The organism is Hymenobacter ginkgonis (assembly GCF_009755225.1).
Taxonomy (GTDB): Bacteria; Bacteroidota; Bacteroidia; order Cytophagales; family Hymenobacteraceae; genus Hymenobacter; species Hymenobacter ginkgonis.
In genome coordinates this window covers 174,783-191,362 of sequence record NZ_WQKZ01000006.1, presented here as the reverse complement: position 1 = coordinate 191,362, position 16,580 = coordinate 174,783, and the positions used below count along the sequence as shown (strand labels likewise).

Below are 16,580 nucleotides of genomic sequence, written 5' to 3'. Positions count from 1 at the left end.
CGTAGCTGATGCGGGTTTCACGTCACATAACTCGTGCCGTCCAGCAGGCCCGCCAGCCCAACATTATGCTAATCGGAGAACAACTTTGAATAACCAGGCACCGCAAAATGGCTACCGCTTGCGAGGCGCGCCCTACCCCCTCCATCGCGCAGAGCCCGGCAGGCGGCCTTGGCCTTGGGTTCGAGCGGGGTGGTAAACACCTGCTAATGAAGCTGCTCTCTTCCTGGCGCAGCTTGCCCGCAAAGATGGCCTTCCCAAGTTCGTGCTTAAAGCCTACGGCTTGGCCGATGGCTTTGAGCCGGTAGTTGCGCCTAGGCTGCGAGGGCAACGCAACCGCCCCAAAAAACTTTACTAATGGCATCAAATAGCACATTATCAATTTTTTATGTAGCATCGTTGTGGTACGCCAGCCTATATATTTGCCCTACCCCTCAAACTACCGAGCGTAGCTGCGGCGGTGCGGCGGTTTTGTTGCTCTTTTCTCTTTTCACAACCTATGAAACAGCTTTCCTTCTTCGCCCGTGTGCAGCGGGTTAGCACCTGCGCTGTCCTAGGCTTGCTGCTAGGTAGCCTTAGCGCCCAAGCCCAACTCAGCGGCACCTACACCATTGACAAGGGCGCGCCCACAGCCGGCACCAGCTATGCCTCATTTGGGGCGGCCATGGCGGCGCTCGGGGTTCAGGGAATTGCGGGCCCCGTCGTCTTCAACGTGGTAGCCGGTAGCAGCACCAGCGCCGCGCCCTACACCGAGCAGGTGGTAGTGCCAGCCTACGCGGGCAGTAGTGCCACGCAGGGCGTCACGCTCAACGGCAATGGCAACTACCTAAGTTTCGCTGGCACCAGCACAAACAGCTACGTGCTGCGGCTCGACGGCTGCGCTCGCGTAACGGTTAACAGCCTGCTGGTGAGCAATACCGCCGCCGCCACCAATAACGTAGGGGGCATCGGGCTAACGGGCACCAGCTTCTGCACCATTGCGGGCTGCACAGTCACCCTGCCGCTTTCCGCCCTCGGCGACGAGACGGGCGGCATCAACCTCGGCGCGTCGGCGATGTCGCCCATAACCGGCGCGCCGGATAACAACGCCCTCATCACGGGCAATACCATAACCGGCGGCTTCTACGGCTTTAGCGCCAATGGCACTTCGGCCAGCATAGCTTCGTGCGTCAACAATGTGTTTACCAACAACACAGTGCGCGACAGCTACGCTTATCCGTGCTACGCGACCTTTCAGACGTCGCCGCAGATTAGCGGCAACGACATCAGCCGGCCCACCCGCACGAATACCAGTACGCTCTACGCCCTGTACCTGGCCGTCACTACCGGGGCACGGGTCGAAAAGAACCGGGTGCATAATATGTTCGACGGCCAACTGACCAGCACCGCCCCCCTGTACGGGCTCTACAACGCTACGCCGGGCTCAGCTGCCGCACCCAATGAATTTCTCAACAACGTGCTCTACAACCTTAACGGGGCGGGCAATCAATTCCTATTATTTCTGGGCAATGCGAACTACGTCCGGTTTTATAATAATACTGCCGTGTCCGATGATGCGACGGGGGGTAGTAGCACCACTTATGGCGTTTTCCAGAACGGGGCAGCAGTAGGCTCGGAGGTAGTCAACAACAATATTGTGGTCACGCGGGGCGGTACGGGCGCCAAGTTTGCTTACTTCTCGGCACTGCCTACCGCCTCAGCTTCCACTAATAACAACCTTTACGCCAGCGGCCCTAATGCCTACGTGGGCTATTTCGGCAACCCCCAGCCTACGCTGGCCGCTTGGCAGGCTGCCAGCGGCCTGGATGCCAACAGCGTAAGTGTAGCCCCCGGCGCGGCGAGCCCCACCGATTACACCCCCACCAACGCCGCCCTCAACAACGCTGGCAGTGCCGCCATAGCCGGCCCCGGCCAGCGCGTGAGCGATGACCTGACCGGCGCCGCCCGCAGCGCCACGCCTGACATTGGGGCCTACGAGTTTACACCGACCCCGCTGCCGGTGCATCTTGTTGCTTTTACGGCCCAAGCGCAGGCGACCGGCGTTGCCTTGGCATGGCGCACGGCCAGCGAGCTCAACAGCGCCCATTTCGAGGTGGAGCGCAGCCCGGACGGCGGACGCTTTACTAAGGTGGGCGAAGTAGCAGCAGCCGGCTACTCGGCCACTACCCGCACCTATGCCTACACCGATGCTCCCCTACCTGCCGGGGCCAGCCTGCTTTACTACCGCTTGCGGCAGGTAGACCAAGATGGCACGGCCACGTATTCTCCCGTGCGCACGGTCAGTCTACCTGCGGCGGGCCTGGCGCTGTACCCCAATCCGGCCGGCCGCTCGGCCACACTAAGCGGGGCAGCGGTTGGGGCGTTGGTGCAGGTCTACGATGCGCGGGGCCGCCTGGTGCTAGCAGCGCAGGCTGGTGCGGCGGGCACGGCGGCGCTGTTGCTGCCAGCAAGCTTGCCGGCTGGGCTGTACCTAGTGCGCAGTGGGGCCGGACCGGCGCTACGCCTAACCGTGCACTAGGGCTGGTAACAAGCTTATTGACTTACAGCTCCCACGCTGCATTTTTGGTTTACTTCCGGCGGGCCTGTTGCGTGATAGAACCAGCGACGCCCAGCAGTACTAAGTGCGGCGAGAGCGCCAACTGCTCGTCGGCAATTGCTTTCAAAACGGGGCTAGGTACTGCGTGAGTAGGCTCCTGATGTTCGCGGCCGGCAGGCAAATTTTCATGTCCGTTGCCGCAAACCCAGCACTAGCAGCGTAGCATTGCCGCACCTGCGAGGTACCCCTACCCCCTTTAGTCGCACGAAGCTCGGCAGGTGGCCTTAGGTTCGAGCGGGCAGGCGAGTGGCGGCTGCGGCCCCACCAGCGTATAGGCGGCGCAGTAGCCGGTGGCCCAGCAGCCTTGGCAGCCCCCGGCAATAACCCGGGCTGCGGGGCGGGTTTCCGTGAAGGAAGGAGGGGCGATTTGGTTCATAGAGAGAGATAGAGAGCAGCGAAGAAGCCCGCTTATACGCAGCCTAAGCCAAAATGGCCGCTTTAGGCCGCTTCTGGCGCAGCAGACTTTACTAAAAACGTACTAATCAGCTAGATTATTGCGGTAGGGTGTGGCTACTATTTGGGAGCGCTACCAGCCTGGGTGGCACCGCACTAGCCAAAGTCAGCGGCTGGGTTTTGCCCTAAGCAGGGCGCCGGGTTAGTTATCTTTGGGTATCATGCTACCCTCCCCTACCCTGGCCAGACCGTTGAAGACGGCCCCGGCGGCTACCCCTTCTTTTCTGGCCGAAGTGGCGCACGAGCTACTGACTACCTATGACGACGACACCCTGGCCGACCTGGTAGTAGTGGTGCCCACCCGCCGCGCGGTGGTGTATTTAAAGAATGAATTGGCCCTGGCCACGCCCGATGGCCAGGCGCTGTGGGCCCCGCGCATTGCGGCCATGGAAGACTACATGGTGGAGCGCGCTGGCGTGCAAATAGAAGAGCCGATTGCGTTGCAGCTCTTGCTGTTTGACATTTTTAAGGCCATTGACCCCGACTTGGTGTTTGACCAGTTTGTGGGCTGGGGTGGGCTGCTGCTGCAAGATTTTTCGAGCCTCGACCAAAACCTAACCGATACCCGGGGCGTGTTTAAGTACTTGGCCGAAGCTAAAGCGCTCGAGCGTTGGCAGCTCGACCCCGACCTCAAAACCACGGGGCTCGACCGCTACTTTGGTTTTTGGGGGCAGCTGCACCGGGTGTATCTGCGCTTCAAGAAGCTGCTTAAGAAAGACCACCTCGCCTACCCCGGCCTGGCCTACCGGCGCGCCGTGCAGGGCCTGCGCGCCGAGCTAGCCGACCCTAAGAAGCCACTACCGGCAACCCACGTCTTTGTGGGCCTGGGCGGGCTGAGTAAGGCCGAGGAAACGTTTATCAGCCTGCTGCGCAAGGTGGGCCGGGCCGAGCTATACTTCGATGGCGACCCGTTTTACCTCGAAGATGACTCGCCTAACCGCGCCGGGCAGGCACTGCGCGGCTATTGGCGCCAGTGGAATTTGCCCCGCGATACCTTCACCTACCAAGAGCATCTGCGCGGCCAGCCCCACCACCTGCGGCTGCTGGGCGTGGCCAATGCCAGCATGCAGGGCAAGCTGGCCGGCCAGCTGCTGGCCGAGGCGCGGCAACTAAACCCCGACGCCACTGTGGCCGTGGTGCTGCCCGACGAAACTCTGCTGCTGCCCGTGCTGCACGGCCTACCCCCCGCCGAAATAGTGCCCGACTTCAACGTGACAATGGGCCTGAGCTTCCAAAGCACGGCGCTGTTCAACCTGGTTGATTTGCTGTTTGAGGTGCACCTGACGGGCATTCGGGAGGGCGAGCCGGGCAAGGACTACGGCGTGCCGAAGTATCACCACCTAGCCGTGAGTAAGTTGCTGGCGCACCCATTTTTGCGCCGCTACCAGCAGTATTTAGATGCGCAAACCGCTGAGCCACAGTTTCACGGCTTGCTTGATAGCATTTGCCACGAAATCGTGCGCAAGCACCTGGTGCTGCTGCCCGCCACCGAGCTGCTGAAGCTCGGGCACGGCCACCCGCTCATCGAGGCGCTGTTCCAGACCTGGGACAACTGCGATAACATTATCAAGGCCTGCTACACGCTCATCAACTTGCTGAAGCAGGTGTATGAAACTGACCACACGGCCATCGAGGCTGAGTACTTGTACCTGTTTTATACGCTGGTGCGGCAGCTCGATTCGGCCTTTAGCTGCCAAGAGCAGCGGTTGAGCGTGCGTTCGTTTCGGCGGTTTTTGTACGAGCAGATGCGGCGCACGCGCCTGCCCTTTGCCGGCGAGCCGCTGGCGCAGGTCCAGATTATGGGCTTGCTCGAAACCCGCGCCCTGGATTTTGACCACGTCATCATCTTGAGCTGCAATGAGAATACCCTACCCCCTCCCAAACGCCAGAACTCGCTTTTTCCCTACGATGTGCTGGCCGAGTTCAAGCTGCCCACCTACGCCGATGCGGAGGCCAACGCGGCCTACAATTTCTGGCGGCTGCTCCAGCGTGCCGGGCGCGTCGATTTGGTGCACGTGCTGCCCGGCGCCGAGGGGGTAAGAACGGGCGAGCGCAGCCGGTTTTTGCGGCAGCTAGAGTTTGATTTAGCGGCCCAAAACCCGGCGCTGGTAGTCGAGGATAAGGTGGTGGAAGTAGAAGCGGGGTCAGCTTCAGCAACGGGGGCCTCCCCCCTACTAGAGGGGGTAGGGCAGGAAGCCCCGGCGCCGGGCGAATTGCTCAACGACCTCGTTCTGCACAAAGACGACCTGATGCTGGCCGCCCTGCGCGGCGTATTGGAGCGCGGCCTCTCGCCCTCGGCCCTCAACGAATACCTGGCGTGCTCGCTTAAATTTTACTTCTCGCGCCTGGCCCGCTTCCAGGAAAACGAGGAGGTAGAAGAAGCCTTGGGCGCCGATGGCTTTGGCACCGTGGTGCACGATGCGTTGGAGCACTTGCTCAAGCCGTTTGAGCTGGAGAAGCGCGACCTTACGGCCGCCGACCTGCCCGATATTCTGAAAAAAGTACCCGCTGAGGTCAACCGCCAGCTGCGCCAGGAGGAAGCCGACCGCCAGGCCCGCCCCGACGATGGCCTCAACCACGTGCTGGGCCAGGTGGCGGTGCGCCTCATTCGCAAGTACTTAGAGAGCCTGCCGGGCCAGCCGGGCGTGCTGCCGCTGCGCATCGTGGCCCAGGAAACCGATATGGCGGCCACTGTTTTTGTGGACCTGCCGGGCGAGGCCGCGCCGCTGGCCATGCGCCTGCGGGGCCGCGCCGACCGCATCGATGGGCTGCCCGACGGGCGCCGCCGGGTGGTAGACTACAAAACGGGCCTCGTTGAAAAGCGCGAGCTTAACCTACGCGGCACCCAAAAGCCCCTACCCCCCGCCGACACCGTGGAGCGCCTGCTCAGCGAGTCGTCGAGCGGCGCCGACAAGGTGCGCCAGCTCTGGCTCTACCGTTTCATGCTCGAAAGCGACCTGCTGCACCCCGCCCCGCCCGGTTCGGAAGCGGCCATCCTTTCGATGCGCAAAATCGACGAGGGCCTGCTGAGCGCGCCCCTCGATTTCATCACCGAAGGCACCGGCGAGCCCGACTTTCTGCGGGCCAGCGCTACGCTGGTGGCCCGCCTGGCCCGCCGCATCCTGGACCCCGCCGAGCCCATCCGCAAAACCGACGATTTAGCCAAATGTGAGTACTGCCCCTACCGCAGCATCTGCGCGCGGTAAGGTTTTTGCGAGGGGGTAGGGAGAATATTAGCTAACCCAAAAGGACGCCAGATAAGCAGGCCGTTCTTTTGTATTGTTGCCTACATCTACTGCCATGCACAAGAGCCGCATCTACCGCTTTCTCAACCCGCTCCTGTTGTGGCGGTTGCGCCACGTCAGCGAGCGGGTGTATGTGGTGTGGCTAGCCGCGCTAGTGGGCTTGCTGGCAGGCCTGGCGGCGGTAGCCCTCAAAACGGCGGTGCACTGGCAGCAGGCCCGCTTGGCCGCGGCCGTGACGGAGCCCAACCGGGTATTTGCGCTCTCGATTTACCCCATCATCGGCATCACGCTCACGGTGCTGGTTACCAAATATTTATTAAATGGCAACCTGGGCCGCGGCATCGGCCCCATCATCTACAACACAGCCCGCGAAAACGCCCTCGTACCGCGCTCTAAACTGTATTCGCAACTCGTAACGGCCTTTCTCACGGTGTCGTTTGGCGGCTCGGCGGGCACCGAGGCGCCTATTTCGGTAACGGGCGCGGCCATTGGCTCTAATGCGGCGCGGGTGCTGCGGGCGGGCCGGCGGCGGCGGCGCTTGCTCACGGGTTGCGGCGCGGCGGCGGGGGTAGCGGCCATCTTCAACGCGCCCATCGCGGGGGTGCTGTTTGCGGTGGAGGCCATTTTGCTGGAGCTGCCAGCGCAGTATTTTATTCCGCTGCTCATCTCGTCGGCCACGGCCACGGTGGTGTCGAAGGCGCTGTACGCGGGCCAGCCGTTTGCGCTCATTACCAACTCGTGGGTGCTCAATACGGTACCGTTTTATTTGCTACTGGGGCTGTTGTCGGCGTTGCTCTCGGTGTACATGATTCGCACCTACCACTGGTTCGACCACTTTGTGGAGCGCTGGCCGGGCTTGCGCTGGCAGAAGGTCGTGCTGGGCGGCGCCACGCTGGGCCTGCTCATTTTCTTATTTCCGCCGCTCTACGGCGAGGGCTACAACATTGTGGAGAAGCTGCTGGCGGGCCGCGCCCAGGAAATTACCGACGGCAGCTTGTTCTCGGTGTATGGCGACGACAACGTGTGGCTACTGCTGCTGCTCGTATTCTTCACCATGATGATGAAGGTGGTGGCCACCAGCGTGACGGTGGGCGCGGGCGGCAACGGCGGCATGTTTGGCTCGTCGCTGGTGGCGGGCGCACTGGCAGGCTTTCTGTTTGCTCGCCTCATTAATCTCACCGGTTTAGTGGCCATTCCGGAGGTGCATTTTGTGGTGCTGGGCATGGCCGGCGTGCTCGCGGGGGTAGTGCACGCGCCGCTTACGGCCATCTTTTTGATTGCCGAAATCACGGGCGGCTACGCGCTATTTGTGCCGTTGATGTTCGTCACGAGCTTTTCATACCTCATTACCAAGCACTTCGAGCCGTACTCGGTCTACACCCGCAAGCTCACGCTGAAGGGCGTGGACGTGTACGCCAACCGCGACCGCGACCTGCTCTCGCGCCTCGACCCGCACCGCTTGCTCGACACCGAATTTGTGCCCCTACCCCCCAGCGCCACGCTGGGCGAACTGGTCGACATTTTCCGCCACGCCACGCGCAATGTGTTTCCGGTAGTGAGTAAAAGCGGCGAGCTGCGCGGCATTATCACGCTCGATATGGTGCGCGACACGCTCTTCGACGGCGCCCACTACACCACCACCAAAGTTAGCGAGCTGATGCGCCCCGCCCTGGCCATTGTAGGGCCCGAAGACAGCGTAGAGCACACCCTCGACCTGCTCGAACGCACAGGCACCCAGGCCCTACCCGTCTGCACTGCCGAAGGCCAATACCTGGGTTTCATTATGAAGTCGGCCATCCTGGCCCGCTATCGCCGCGAGCTGATTGAGGAAGGGCAGGTGTAAGTAATCGTTTCTTGACGGTCAATGGCGACCCAAAGAACGTCCTGCTGAGCTTGCCGAAGCATCTCGCTCGCGTCGTTAGGTTACTACCCCTAGTGGTGCGAGTGAGATGCTTCCCTTTGCTCAGCAGGACGTTCTTTTGGCAGCTGTTAAAAATCAAAACTCAATCTCCGCCGTTTGGCGCTGGTGGCTGGCTATTAAGCCCACCATCATGAGCAGGCTGGTGAGCAGGATGACCACAAACAGAATATTTTCGCTCACATCGCCGAGCACGTGCTGGGCCGGAATACTGTAGAACAACAGCACCGTAATCAGGCCCTTAGGCGCGATAAACAATTCGGGGAGCAAGTCGGTGCGGGCTACGAAGCGCAGGTAGCCGTAGCGCAGCGCCGTGAGCACGGCCACTATCAGCAGGCCCTGGCCTAGCAGCTGCCAGCTGATGAGGTTGGCCAGCGTGATAGAGTAGCCGAAAAGCAGAAAAAAGAACGTGCGAATGAGAAATGCCGACTCGGCCGTGATGCTTTTGAGCTGGTGTAGGTCGGGGGCCAGCGACTCGACCGTGATACCGCGCCAGCCGGTGCGCAGGCGCAGCCAACCCAGCAGCAAGTCAGCATTATTCACAGCCAGGCCAAAAGCCAGCACGAGCAGTAGCGACGAAAGATGCAGCTTTTTGGCCAGGCTGTACATCAAAATCAGGAAAGCAAAGAGCAAGAAAAACTTCACGTGCTCGCGCAAGCGGCCCAGCAAAAAGCTCAGCAGCACAGTGCTAACGATGGCTACCAACACAATCAGCACTACCCCCCTCCCGAAAGTGAGCAGCGAGTGGCCCTGGGCAAAGTCTTCTTGGTCAACGAAGTTGAAGAGCATAATGCCCAGGATGTCAGAAAACGTACTTTCGTAGACGATAAACTCCTGTTTGTCCCGCGTGAGATTGGTCACGCTCGGGATGGCGATGGCGCTGCTGATGACCACCAGCGGCACGGCATTGAGCAGGCAGGTTTGCCACGAGGCGCCCAGCCACAGGTGCAATAGCCCGCCGATGGCGGCTGCCTGGGCCACCAACATCGCGGCCGCTGCCAAAAACGAGCGCCGAATAAGCGGCACTTTGTCGCGGGTCAGGCGCAGGTCGAGGGCGCCTTCCAACACTATCATTATCAGACCAATAATGCCAAATATTTCGAGCAGGGTTTTGGGCACCAGGAAGTTGATGCCCTGGTAGTCGGCCCACTGCCGCAGCCCAATACCGGTGAGCAGCAAGAGGAGCACCGCCGGTACACGCGTGGCTCGCGAGGCCAGGTTATAGATATAGGAGAGGATAACGGCCAGGCTGAGGCCAATTAAGATGCTATAAGAACCCATTGCTGTTCAGGTACGGGGGGTAAGACGACGTCGTTGCCCAGGCCAAAGTTGGCCAAATGGGGTGGCTCGCCGTTGCTGGGTACCTGCGGTGGGCGGGCCGCGCCGCAGGGCTGCGCGCTATTTTTGCCCCATGTTAGCCCCTACCCCCGCTTTTGCTGCTGGCCCGGCGGCCCCGCTGGTGGCCGTGGTGGGCGGCGGGCCGGCCGGTTTGCTAGCCGCCCAGCGCCTAGCCGAGGCGGGCTTTCGAGTGCAGGTTTTTGAGCAGAAAGCAACGGTTGGGCGCAAGTTTTTGGTGGCGGGCCACGGGGGTTTCAACCTCACCAATGGCGAGGACGCCGCGGCGTTTGCCGGCCGCTACGGCGCGGCGACGCCCTTCTTTGGGCGGGTGCTCGCGCATTTTTCGCCCGCCGATTTGCGCCAGTGGGCCACCGAGTTGGGCATTGCCACGTTTGTGGGCACCAGCGGGCGCGTGTTTCCCGAGGCCCAGCACACGCCCGCCGACTTGCTGCGCGCCTGGCTGCGCCGCCTGGCCGCGCTGGGCGTGGAACTGAAAACGCGGCACCGCTGGCTGGGCTTTGCGGGCGATACCGGCCTGCGGTTTTTGAACGAGCTTACCCAGGAAGAATTTACGCTGGCGCCCGCTGCTACCGTGCTCGCACTGGGCGGCGCCAGCTGGCCCCAGACCGGCTCCGACGGCCACTGGGTGCCGCTGCTGCAAGCCATTGGGGTGCCGTGCCAGCCGTTTGCGCCCAGCAACTGCGGCGCTGGGGTGGCGTGGTCGGCCTTTTTTAAGGAGAAAGTGGGCCGCGCCCCGCTCAAAAACATTGCCCTGAGCTGCGGCGGCCACACGGTGCGCGGCGAGCTTATGCTCACCGACTATGGCCTGGAGGGTACGCCGGTATATGCGCTCACGCCTGCGCTGCGGGCGGCGCTGGCCCGCCCGGAACCCGCCCTTTTGCACCTCAACCTGAAGCCTGATTTGCCAGCGGCCGAGGTGCAACGGCGGCTGGCCAGTCGGCGGCCAGGCACATCCCTACCCTCGTTTCTGGCGAGCGCCTTCCACCTCAAGCTGCCCGTGCCCACGCTGCTGCGCGAGCTGAGCCCTACCCCCGCCAACCTGGCCGAGCAATTGCTGCACTTGCCCATTCCGGTGGCAGGCTTGCGGCCGCTGGCAGAGGCCATCTCGTCGGCGGGGGGGGTAGGGTTTGCCGAGGTAGATGACCACCTTATGCTGCACCGGCGCCCCGGCACCTTTGTGGCCGGCGAAATGCTGGACTGGGAAGCGCCCACCGGCGGCTACCTGCTGCAAGGCTGCTTCAGCACCGGTGCCTGGGTAGCGGCGGCTATTAGTGGCTGGCTAGGACCATGCTAGCAACTCCATAACATTAAATAGCCCAAAACAGAACGTCCTGCTTCGGCAAGCTCAGCAGGACGTTCCATTTTAATTATTATCTAGGCTTAATCTTATCTAGGCTTAATCGCTGGCTTATTTACTTATCGCTTTTTCTTCGGCTTCTTTCAAAATCTGGCGGGCTTCGCTAAGCAGGCGGCGGCCGGGGTCTAGCTCGTCGCGGGCAATGAGGGCAAAAAGCAGCAGGAAAGAAATGATGGGCAGCAGCCAGCCCAAGGCAAACCACACCCAAAACGAGCGCCCCCGCGAGGCGGCGCAGTAGCCCGTCATAATGGGAATGAAGGAGATTGCCACCACCATCACCAAAAGCATGTCGACAAAGAGCATAGGCTAGATAGGCTGAGCAGTGGGGAACTGGGGGGTTGGCAACCCGAAGATACGAACTTTTGGGGTGAGAATGACCAGTTTGGCGGCCGGCGCGTTACTTTCTGGGCACTTTCTACGTATGCAGGAAGAGCCAGGCCGCCTGCTGCGTATGCAGGAGGCCTTCCCGGCCCTGGCGGCCATCGCCCCATCGCCCCCGACCACTACTTATGTGGGAACACCAAAGTCTATTTCGCGTCTCGGCTCAGCTGTTTGCCGAAGGCATTTTTAATTTGCTCGACCGCAATTTGCGGCCTGAGGTTTTTTTGTTGGGCCTGGCTTCTGGCCGGGAAGAAGACGACCCCCAGAGCGTGGTAGTAGAGCCGGCAAGCCTGCGCTACACCCCCGCCGAGTTTGGCAGCATCAAATCGCTGGCGGCTTCGTTTGAGCAGGATATTGGCCCGCGTGAGAACGTGTACCACCTGCACCCGCAGGACCACGACCGCATGGAAAAGCAGCACTGGTACGAGCTGGTGTGCCGCGCCACCGACCAAACCATGCAGCAGATAGTAAAAAAGCGCCAGGAAAACCGGCGCTCGTTCTGCTCTACCCCCCTCAGCCTCAATGGCTACCTGGTGGTAGTGGTGGTGCAGCTGGCCGCCGATGCCTTCAATGCCTACTATACCCTCCCCGGCAAGCAGGGCCAAACGTGGCCGGCTTCGCTGCCGCACGCGGCGGTGCTCGAGTTTCTGCACGAGTGCACCCGCGCTCTGCGCGAGGCCGACACCGCCGACAACGAGCAGCCGGTGCTCGACCGCGACTACAATGAGGTGCTGCGCGGCGCCGGCCGCCGGCTGATGCTGCGCATCTCGCCCGGCAATATGCACGGCCTTTACGATGCCTGCCTGGGCGTGGCCGCCCTGCGCCACGAGGGCGACGAGGGCCGCGGCACTATGCTACTCGGCCGCCGCCAGCACGCGGCCATCGTGCCGGTACTGACGCTCGAAACGCCCGTGCCCCTGCGCGACCACCGCTCCATCCGCAAACTGCTGGAACTGACCGAAGGGCGCACGGGGCTGGTATCCGATGCCTCACACGTGTTTGGCCTAGGCTACGCCGTGGAGGAAGGCGATGCCCGCTACGAGCCGCTGGCCACGGTGCACTTCACCAACCACTACGGCTGGGAGCTGCGCCACGCGGGCCACACCCTCATGCGGGTGGTCAGCAACACGCCGCGCCTGCCTCAGGGCAAGGTGCAGGCCGATAATTTTGCCCGGGTGGTGCGGCAGGTTTTCCCCGACGTCAACGACGAAGGCGTCGATTATCTCTGGGAGCTAGCGCTCGAAGCCTCGGGCCAAAGCCACGGCACCATGCTCTGCATCAGCACCGGCGCCAAGCCCGAAGCCGAGCGCTTACGCCGCCAGTGCTTCCGGGTAGTGCCGCGGCCCATGACGGCCCCGGTGCTGCGCCAGGCCTCGTCTATCGACGGGGCGGTGCTCATCGAGCCTACCGGCGTGTGCTACGCCATTGGGGTTATCCTCGACGGGCAGGCCACCGAAAAAGGCGATTCAAGCCGGGGAGCGCGCTATAATTCGGCCGTTCGTTACGTCAGTTCCTCGCCCTACCCCTGCCTAGCGGTGGTAGTGAGCGAAGATGGGTGGATTGACCTGCTGCCCTCTGCCTTGCACACGTAACCAGTGCTGCACCCGCTTTATCAAAGAACGTCCGGCTGAAGCAGGAAGCTCTTTTTGTTTTTGCAGAGGCAAAAATCCGTACTTTCGCGGCCTTAACTTTTGACTTTCCCACCATGATTCTTATTGCCGACGGCGGCTCGACCAAAACCAACTGGTGCCAACTCTCCGATGGGGGCCAGCGCGTGTATTTCAACACGGAAGGCTACAATCCCGATTTCGTAAACACGCAGGACATCGTGGCCTCGTTGGAGAAAAACCTGCCCGATACGCTGCCCCGCGAAGAAGTACGCGAAATCTACTTCTACGGAGCGGGCGTGTCGAGCCCCGCCAAGGCTGAGGTAATTGCCGCCGCCATGCGCCACGTATTCACCGGCGCCAATAAGGTTGAGGTAACCGAAGACCTGCTGGCCGCCGCCCGCGCCTTGCTGGGCCACGAGGCAGGCTTCGCCGCTATTCTGGGCACGGGCACCAACTCGTGCGTTTACGACGGCGACAAGATTACGTATAACGTTGATTCGCTGGGTTATTTCCTGGGTGATGAAGGCAGCGGCTCGTTTTTGGGCAAGCGCCTGCTGCGCGACTACCTGCGCGGCCTGCTGCCCGATGGCTTACAGGAAGAGTTTAAGAATGCCTACCAATTGGGCACCCGCAACGACATCATCGACCGGCTCTACAACCAGCCGCTACCCAACCGTTTCTTGGCCAGCTTCGCCAAGTTTGCCTACGACCACAACAACGTTAGCTATTGCCGCCAGATTGTGGTGGAGGCCTTCGAGGCTTTCTTCCAGAACATCGTGCTGCACTACCCCAATTATCAGCAGTATACCTTCAACTGCATCGGCTCGGTAGGGTACAACTTCCGCGATGCCCTCACCCAGGTGGCTAATAGCCACGGCATGCAAGTAGGCAAAATCGTGCGCTCGCCCATTGATGATTTGGTGAGCTTCCACGAGGGGTAGGCGTCGCTACTTATTCCCAATAAAGATAAAAAGAACGTCATGCTGCGCCAGGCGCAGCATGACGTTCTTTTTATCCCTAGTTATCTGCCCTTACTGTTCGCTTTATGCCTCGCTTCTTACTACTATTTATCTCCGGGCTACTGGCTTTGTCGGCCGGCGCCCAGGCCCCTACCCCCCCGCCGCAGGGCGACGTATTTGTGGATGCCAAAGGCGTGCTGCGCTGGCAGAAAACCAAGCGCGAAGTAGCCCTTTTTGGCGTCAATTACACGGCGCCGTTTGCTTACTCGTACCGGGCTACGGCGGCCGTGGGCACCAGCCACGAGCAGGGCATCGACCAAGATGTGTACCACTTGAGCCGCATGGGCGTCGATGCTTTTCGGTTGCACGTGTGGGATATTGAAATCACCGACACGCTCGGCAACTTGCAGCAGAACGAGCATCTGCGCTTGCTTGACTACCTAATTTCCAAACTTAAAGCGCGGGGCATCAAGATTATTCTGACCCCCATCGCCTACTGGGGCAATGCCTACCCCGAGCCCAAGAATACGGGGCCCGGCTTTTCCAGCATCTACGACAAGGGGGTAGCCTACACCAATCCGCGGGCCATTAAGGCGCAGGAAAACTACCTCGGCCAGTTCCTCAACCACCGCAACCAGTACACGGGCCTGCTCAACCGCCAAGACCCCGACATCATCGCCTTCGAGGTCTGCAACGAGCCGCACTACCACCTGCCGCTGGCTCCGGTAAAGGAATTTGCCAACCGCCTGGTGGCCGCTATGCGCGCTACCGCCTACCAGAAACCAATTTTTTATAACATCGCCGAGAGTCCTACGGTGCATGACGCCATTCTGGATGCCAACGTGCAGGGCCTCACCTTTCAGTGGTACCCCGAGGGCTTGGTGGCGAGGCACGAGTTGAAGGGCAATTTCCTGCCTTATGTAGACCAGTACCCGCTGCCCTACAAGGGCGACGCCCGCTTCGAGCGCCGCGCCAAAATGGTGTATGAGTTTGAATCGGCCGACGTGCTGCAACCCATCATGTACCCTTTTGTGGCCAAGAGCTTGCGCGAGGCGGGCTTCCAGTGGGCTACGCAGTTTGCTTACGACCCACTGGCTATTGCGGCCTACAATACGGAGTACCAAACGCACTACCTCAACCTGGCCTACACCCCGGCTAAAGCCGTAAGCACGCTGATAGCCAGCAAGGTATTTCACGAAGTGAAGCGCGGGCAATCGTTTGGCCGCTACCCGGCCGACTCGGTATTTGGGGCGGCGCTGGTGAGCTACCGCCGGCAGCTAAGCCAGTGGAATGCACCAACCGAATTTTATTATTCCGCCAACACAATCGATAAACCGGTAAAACCGGCCGCCTTGCGCCACGTGGGGGGGGTAGGGTCATCGGGGGTAGTGCAGTACGGCGGCAGCGGCGCGTACTTCCTCGACCAACTAGCGCCCGGCGTGTGGCGGCTGGAAGTAATGCCCGACGCCGTGCTCATCCGCGACCCGTTTGAGACGCCCTCGCTGAAAAAACCGGTGACGCAGATTTCCTGGGCCGACCAGCCGCTGACCATCGCCCTGGCCGACCTCGGCCCGAGCTTCGCCCTCAAAGGCCTCAACGACGGCAACACCGCCCAGGCGCAGGCCAGCGGCGGCCGCCTCACAGTGCGGCCAGGTGCCTACCTGCTCACCCGCGCCGGCCAAAACAGTGCCGCCTACACCGCCCAATCGCCGATGGGCGCCATCCGGCTGGGCGAATTTGTAGCGCCGCCCGCCACGGCGCTGCCGGCCCACGTGCGGCACCAGCCAGTGGCACAAGCGTCGGCCGGGCAACCGCTTGTTATCTCAGCCACGGTGGCCGGGGTAGGGCCCGCGGACAGCGTTTTGCTGGTGGCGCGGCACTACTACGGGCCTACGCGCACCTTGCCCATGCAGCGCACCGGCACTACTACCGTGGCAGCTACCGTGCCTACGGCTCTCACCTACCCTGGCCTACTGCGCTATTGGGTGGTGGTGAAAAAAGCCGGCCAACCGGCGCGCACGTTTCCCGGTAGCCAGGCCGGTAGCCCCGCCGATTGGGACTACTACGACGCGGCCCATTGGGAGGTGCCGCTGGTGCCCACCACCGCGCCCCTACCCCTCTTCGTGGCCGCTACCGACCGCGGCAGCGTGGAGGCGCAGGGCATCAGCCAGGGTGCTTACATCGACTACCCGACTACGGCGGCTGGCGCCCCGGCGCTGCGCCTGGTAGTGGCACCGCCCAAAGCCAACCCGGCCGCGCCGGCGGCTCCTGCTACTGGCCCGGCGGCCAGCCTGCGCACTTACCTGGGACTAAAAACAGCCGGCCGCGCCGCCGACCTTGCTTCTTTCAAAGAGCTGGTTATCAAAGGCCAAACCAACCAAGTTGCGGCCACGCAGCTGCGCGTGGTGCTCGTGACTCGCGACGCGGTGGCCTACGCCGCTACCGTGCCGCTCACTGCGAATGTCAGCGAGGTACACGTGCCGCTGAGCGCCTTGCAGCCGGCCCCGCTGCTACTGAGTCCGCGGCCCTACCCCGGCTTCCTACCCCTCACTTACAGCCCGACCAACCGGCCGGCCCTGCGCCTCGCCGACGTGGAAGTACTGCAAGTAGTGCTGGACGCGCCCACTAGCCTAACCGAGCAGCTGCGAGTTGACGTAGAGTCGGTTACGCTACAATAATTTTTAGCTTTTTCTACCCTCGTTTTA

General features: G+C 61.7%; 10 protein-coding genes. 7 read left to right on the top strand and 3 right to left on the bottom strand.

Features of this window, described 5'->3' with window-relative positions:
• Positions 1-496 precede the first annotated feature (496 nt).
• Positions 497-2,515: a T9SS type A sorting domain-containing protein gene (locus GO988_RS20625; RefSeq protein ID WP_157569160.1), complete on the top strand. Its 2,019-nt coding sequence runs from the start codon at positions 497-499 to the stop codon at positions 2,513-2,515.
• Positions 2,516-2,789: 274 nt separating this feature from the next.
• On the opposite strand, the gene GO988_RS20620 is transcribed toward GO988_RS20625, so the two are convergent.
• The gene (locus GO988_RS20620) at positions 2,790-2,969 is read right to left on the bottom strand and encodes a hypothetical protein (RefSeq protein ID WP_157569158.1); all 180 of its coding nucleotides are present in this window, start codon (positions 2,967-2,969) and stop codon (positions 2,790-2,792) included.
• 238 nt (positions 2,970-3,207) lie between these two features.
• Between GO988_RS20620 and GO988_RS20615 the strand changes: the two genes are divergently transcribed.
• Positions 3,208-6,252, top strand: coding sequence for a PD-(D/E)XK nuclease family protein (locus tag GO988_RS20615; protein ID WP_157569156.1), 3,045 nt, complete (start codon positions 3,208-3,210; stop codon positions 6,250-6,252).
• Positions 6,253-6,328: 76 nt separating this feature from the next.
• Positions 6,329-8,134: a chloride channel protein gene (locus GO988_RS20610; protein ID WP_198172951.1), complete on the top strand. Its 1,806-nt coding sequence runs from the start codon at positions 6,329-6,331 to the stop codon at positions 8,132-8,134.
• A 153-nt stretch (positions 8,135-8,287) separates the two neighbouring features.
• Here the strand turns inward: GO988_RS20610 and GO988_RS20605 are convergent, their stop codons facing one another.
• The gene (locus tag GO988_RS20605) at positions 8,288-9,490 is read right to left on the bottom strand and encodes a cation:proton antiporter (RefSeq protein WP_157569152.1); all 1,203 of its coding nucleotides are present in this window, start codon (positions 9,488-9,490) and stop codon (positions 8,288-8,290) included.
• Between the two features lie 130 nt (positions 9,491-9,620).
• Here GO988_RS20605 and GO988_RS20600 point away from each other — a divergent pair, with 130 nt between their 5' ends.
• Positions 9,621-10,862, top strand: a complete 1,242-nt coding sequence (locus tag GO988_RS20600) for a BaiN/RdsA family NAD(P)/FAD-dependent oxidoreductase (RefSeq protein WP_157569150.1) — start codon at positions 9,621-9,623, stop codon at positions 10,860-10,862.
• A 114-nt stretch (positions 10,863-10,976) separates the two neighbouring features.
• Here the strand turns inward: GO988_RS20600 and GO988_RS20595 are convergent, their stop codons facing one another.
• Positions 10,977-11,228 carry an ATP synthase subunit B family protein gene (locus GO988_RS20595; RefSeq protein ID WP_157569148.1) on the bottom strand — a complete coding sequence of 84 codons (252 nt, stop codon included), beginning with the start codon at positions 11,226-11,228 and terminating at the stop codon, positions 10,977-10,979.
• 206 nt (positions 11,229-11,434) lie between these two features.
• Between GO988_RS20595 and GO988_RS20590 the strand changes: the two genes are divergently transcribed.
• The 3 genes from GO988_RS20590 to GO988_RS20580 all read left to right on the top strand — a co-directional run bounded on the left by GO988_RS20590 (position 11,435) and on the right by GO988_RS20580 (position 16,553).
• Complete coding sequence (locus GO988_RS20590; protein WP_157569146.1) at positions 11,435-12,898, top strand: diadenylate cyclase; 1,464 nt, start codon at positions 11,435-11,437, stop codon at positions 12,896-12,898.
• A 113-nt stretch (positions 12,899-13,011) separates the two neighbouring features.
• Positions 13,012-13,857 (top strand): N-acetylglucosamine kinase, encoded by an 846-nt coding sequence (locus tag GO988_RS20585; protein ID WP_157569144.1) that lies wholly within the window; start codon positions 13,012-13,014, stop codon positions 13,855-13,857.
• Between the two features lie 104 nt (positions 13,858-13,961).
• Complete coding sequence (locus tag GO988_RS20580) at positions 13,962-16,553, top strand: glycoside hydrolase family 5 protein (RefSeq protein ID WP_157569142.1); 2,592 nt, start codon at positions 13,962-13,964, stop codon at positions 16,551-16,553.
• The last annotated feature ends 27 nt before the right edge of the window (positions 16,554-16,580 follow it).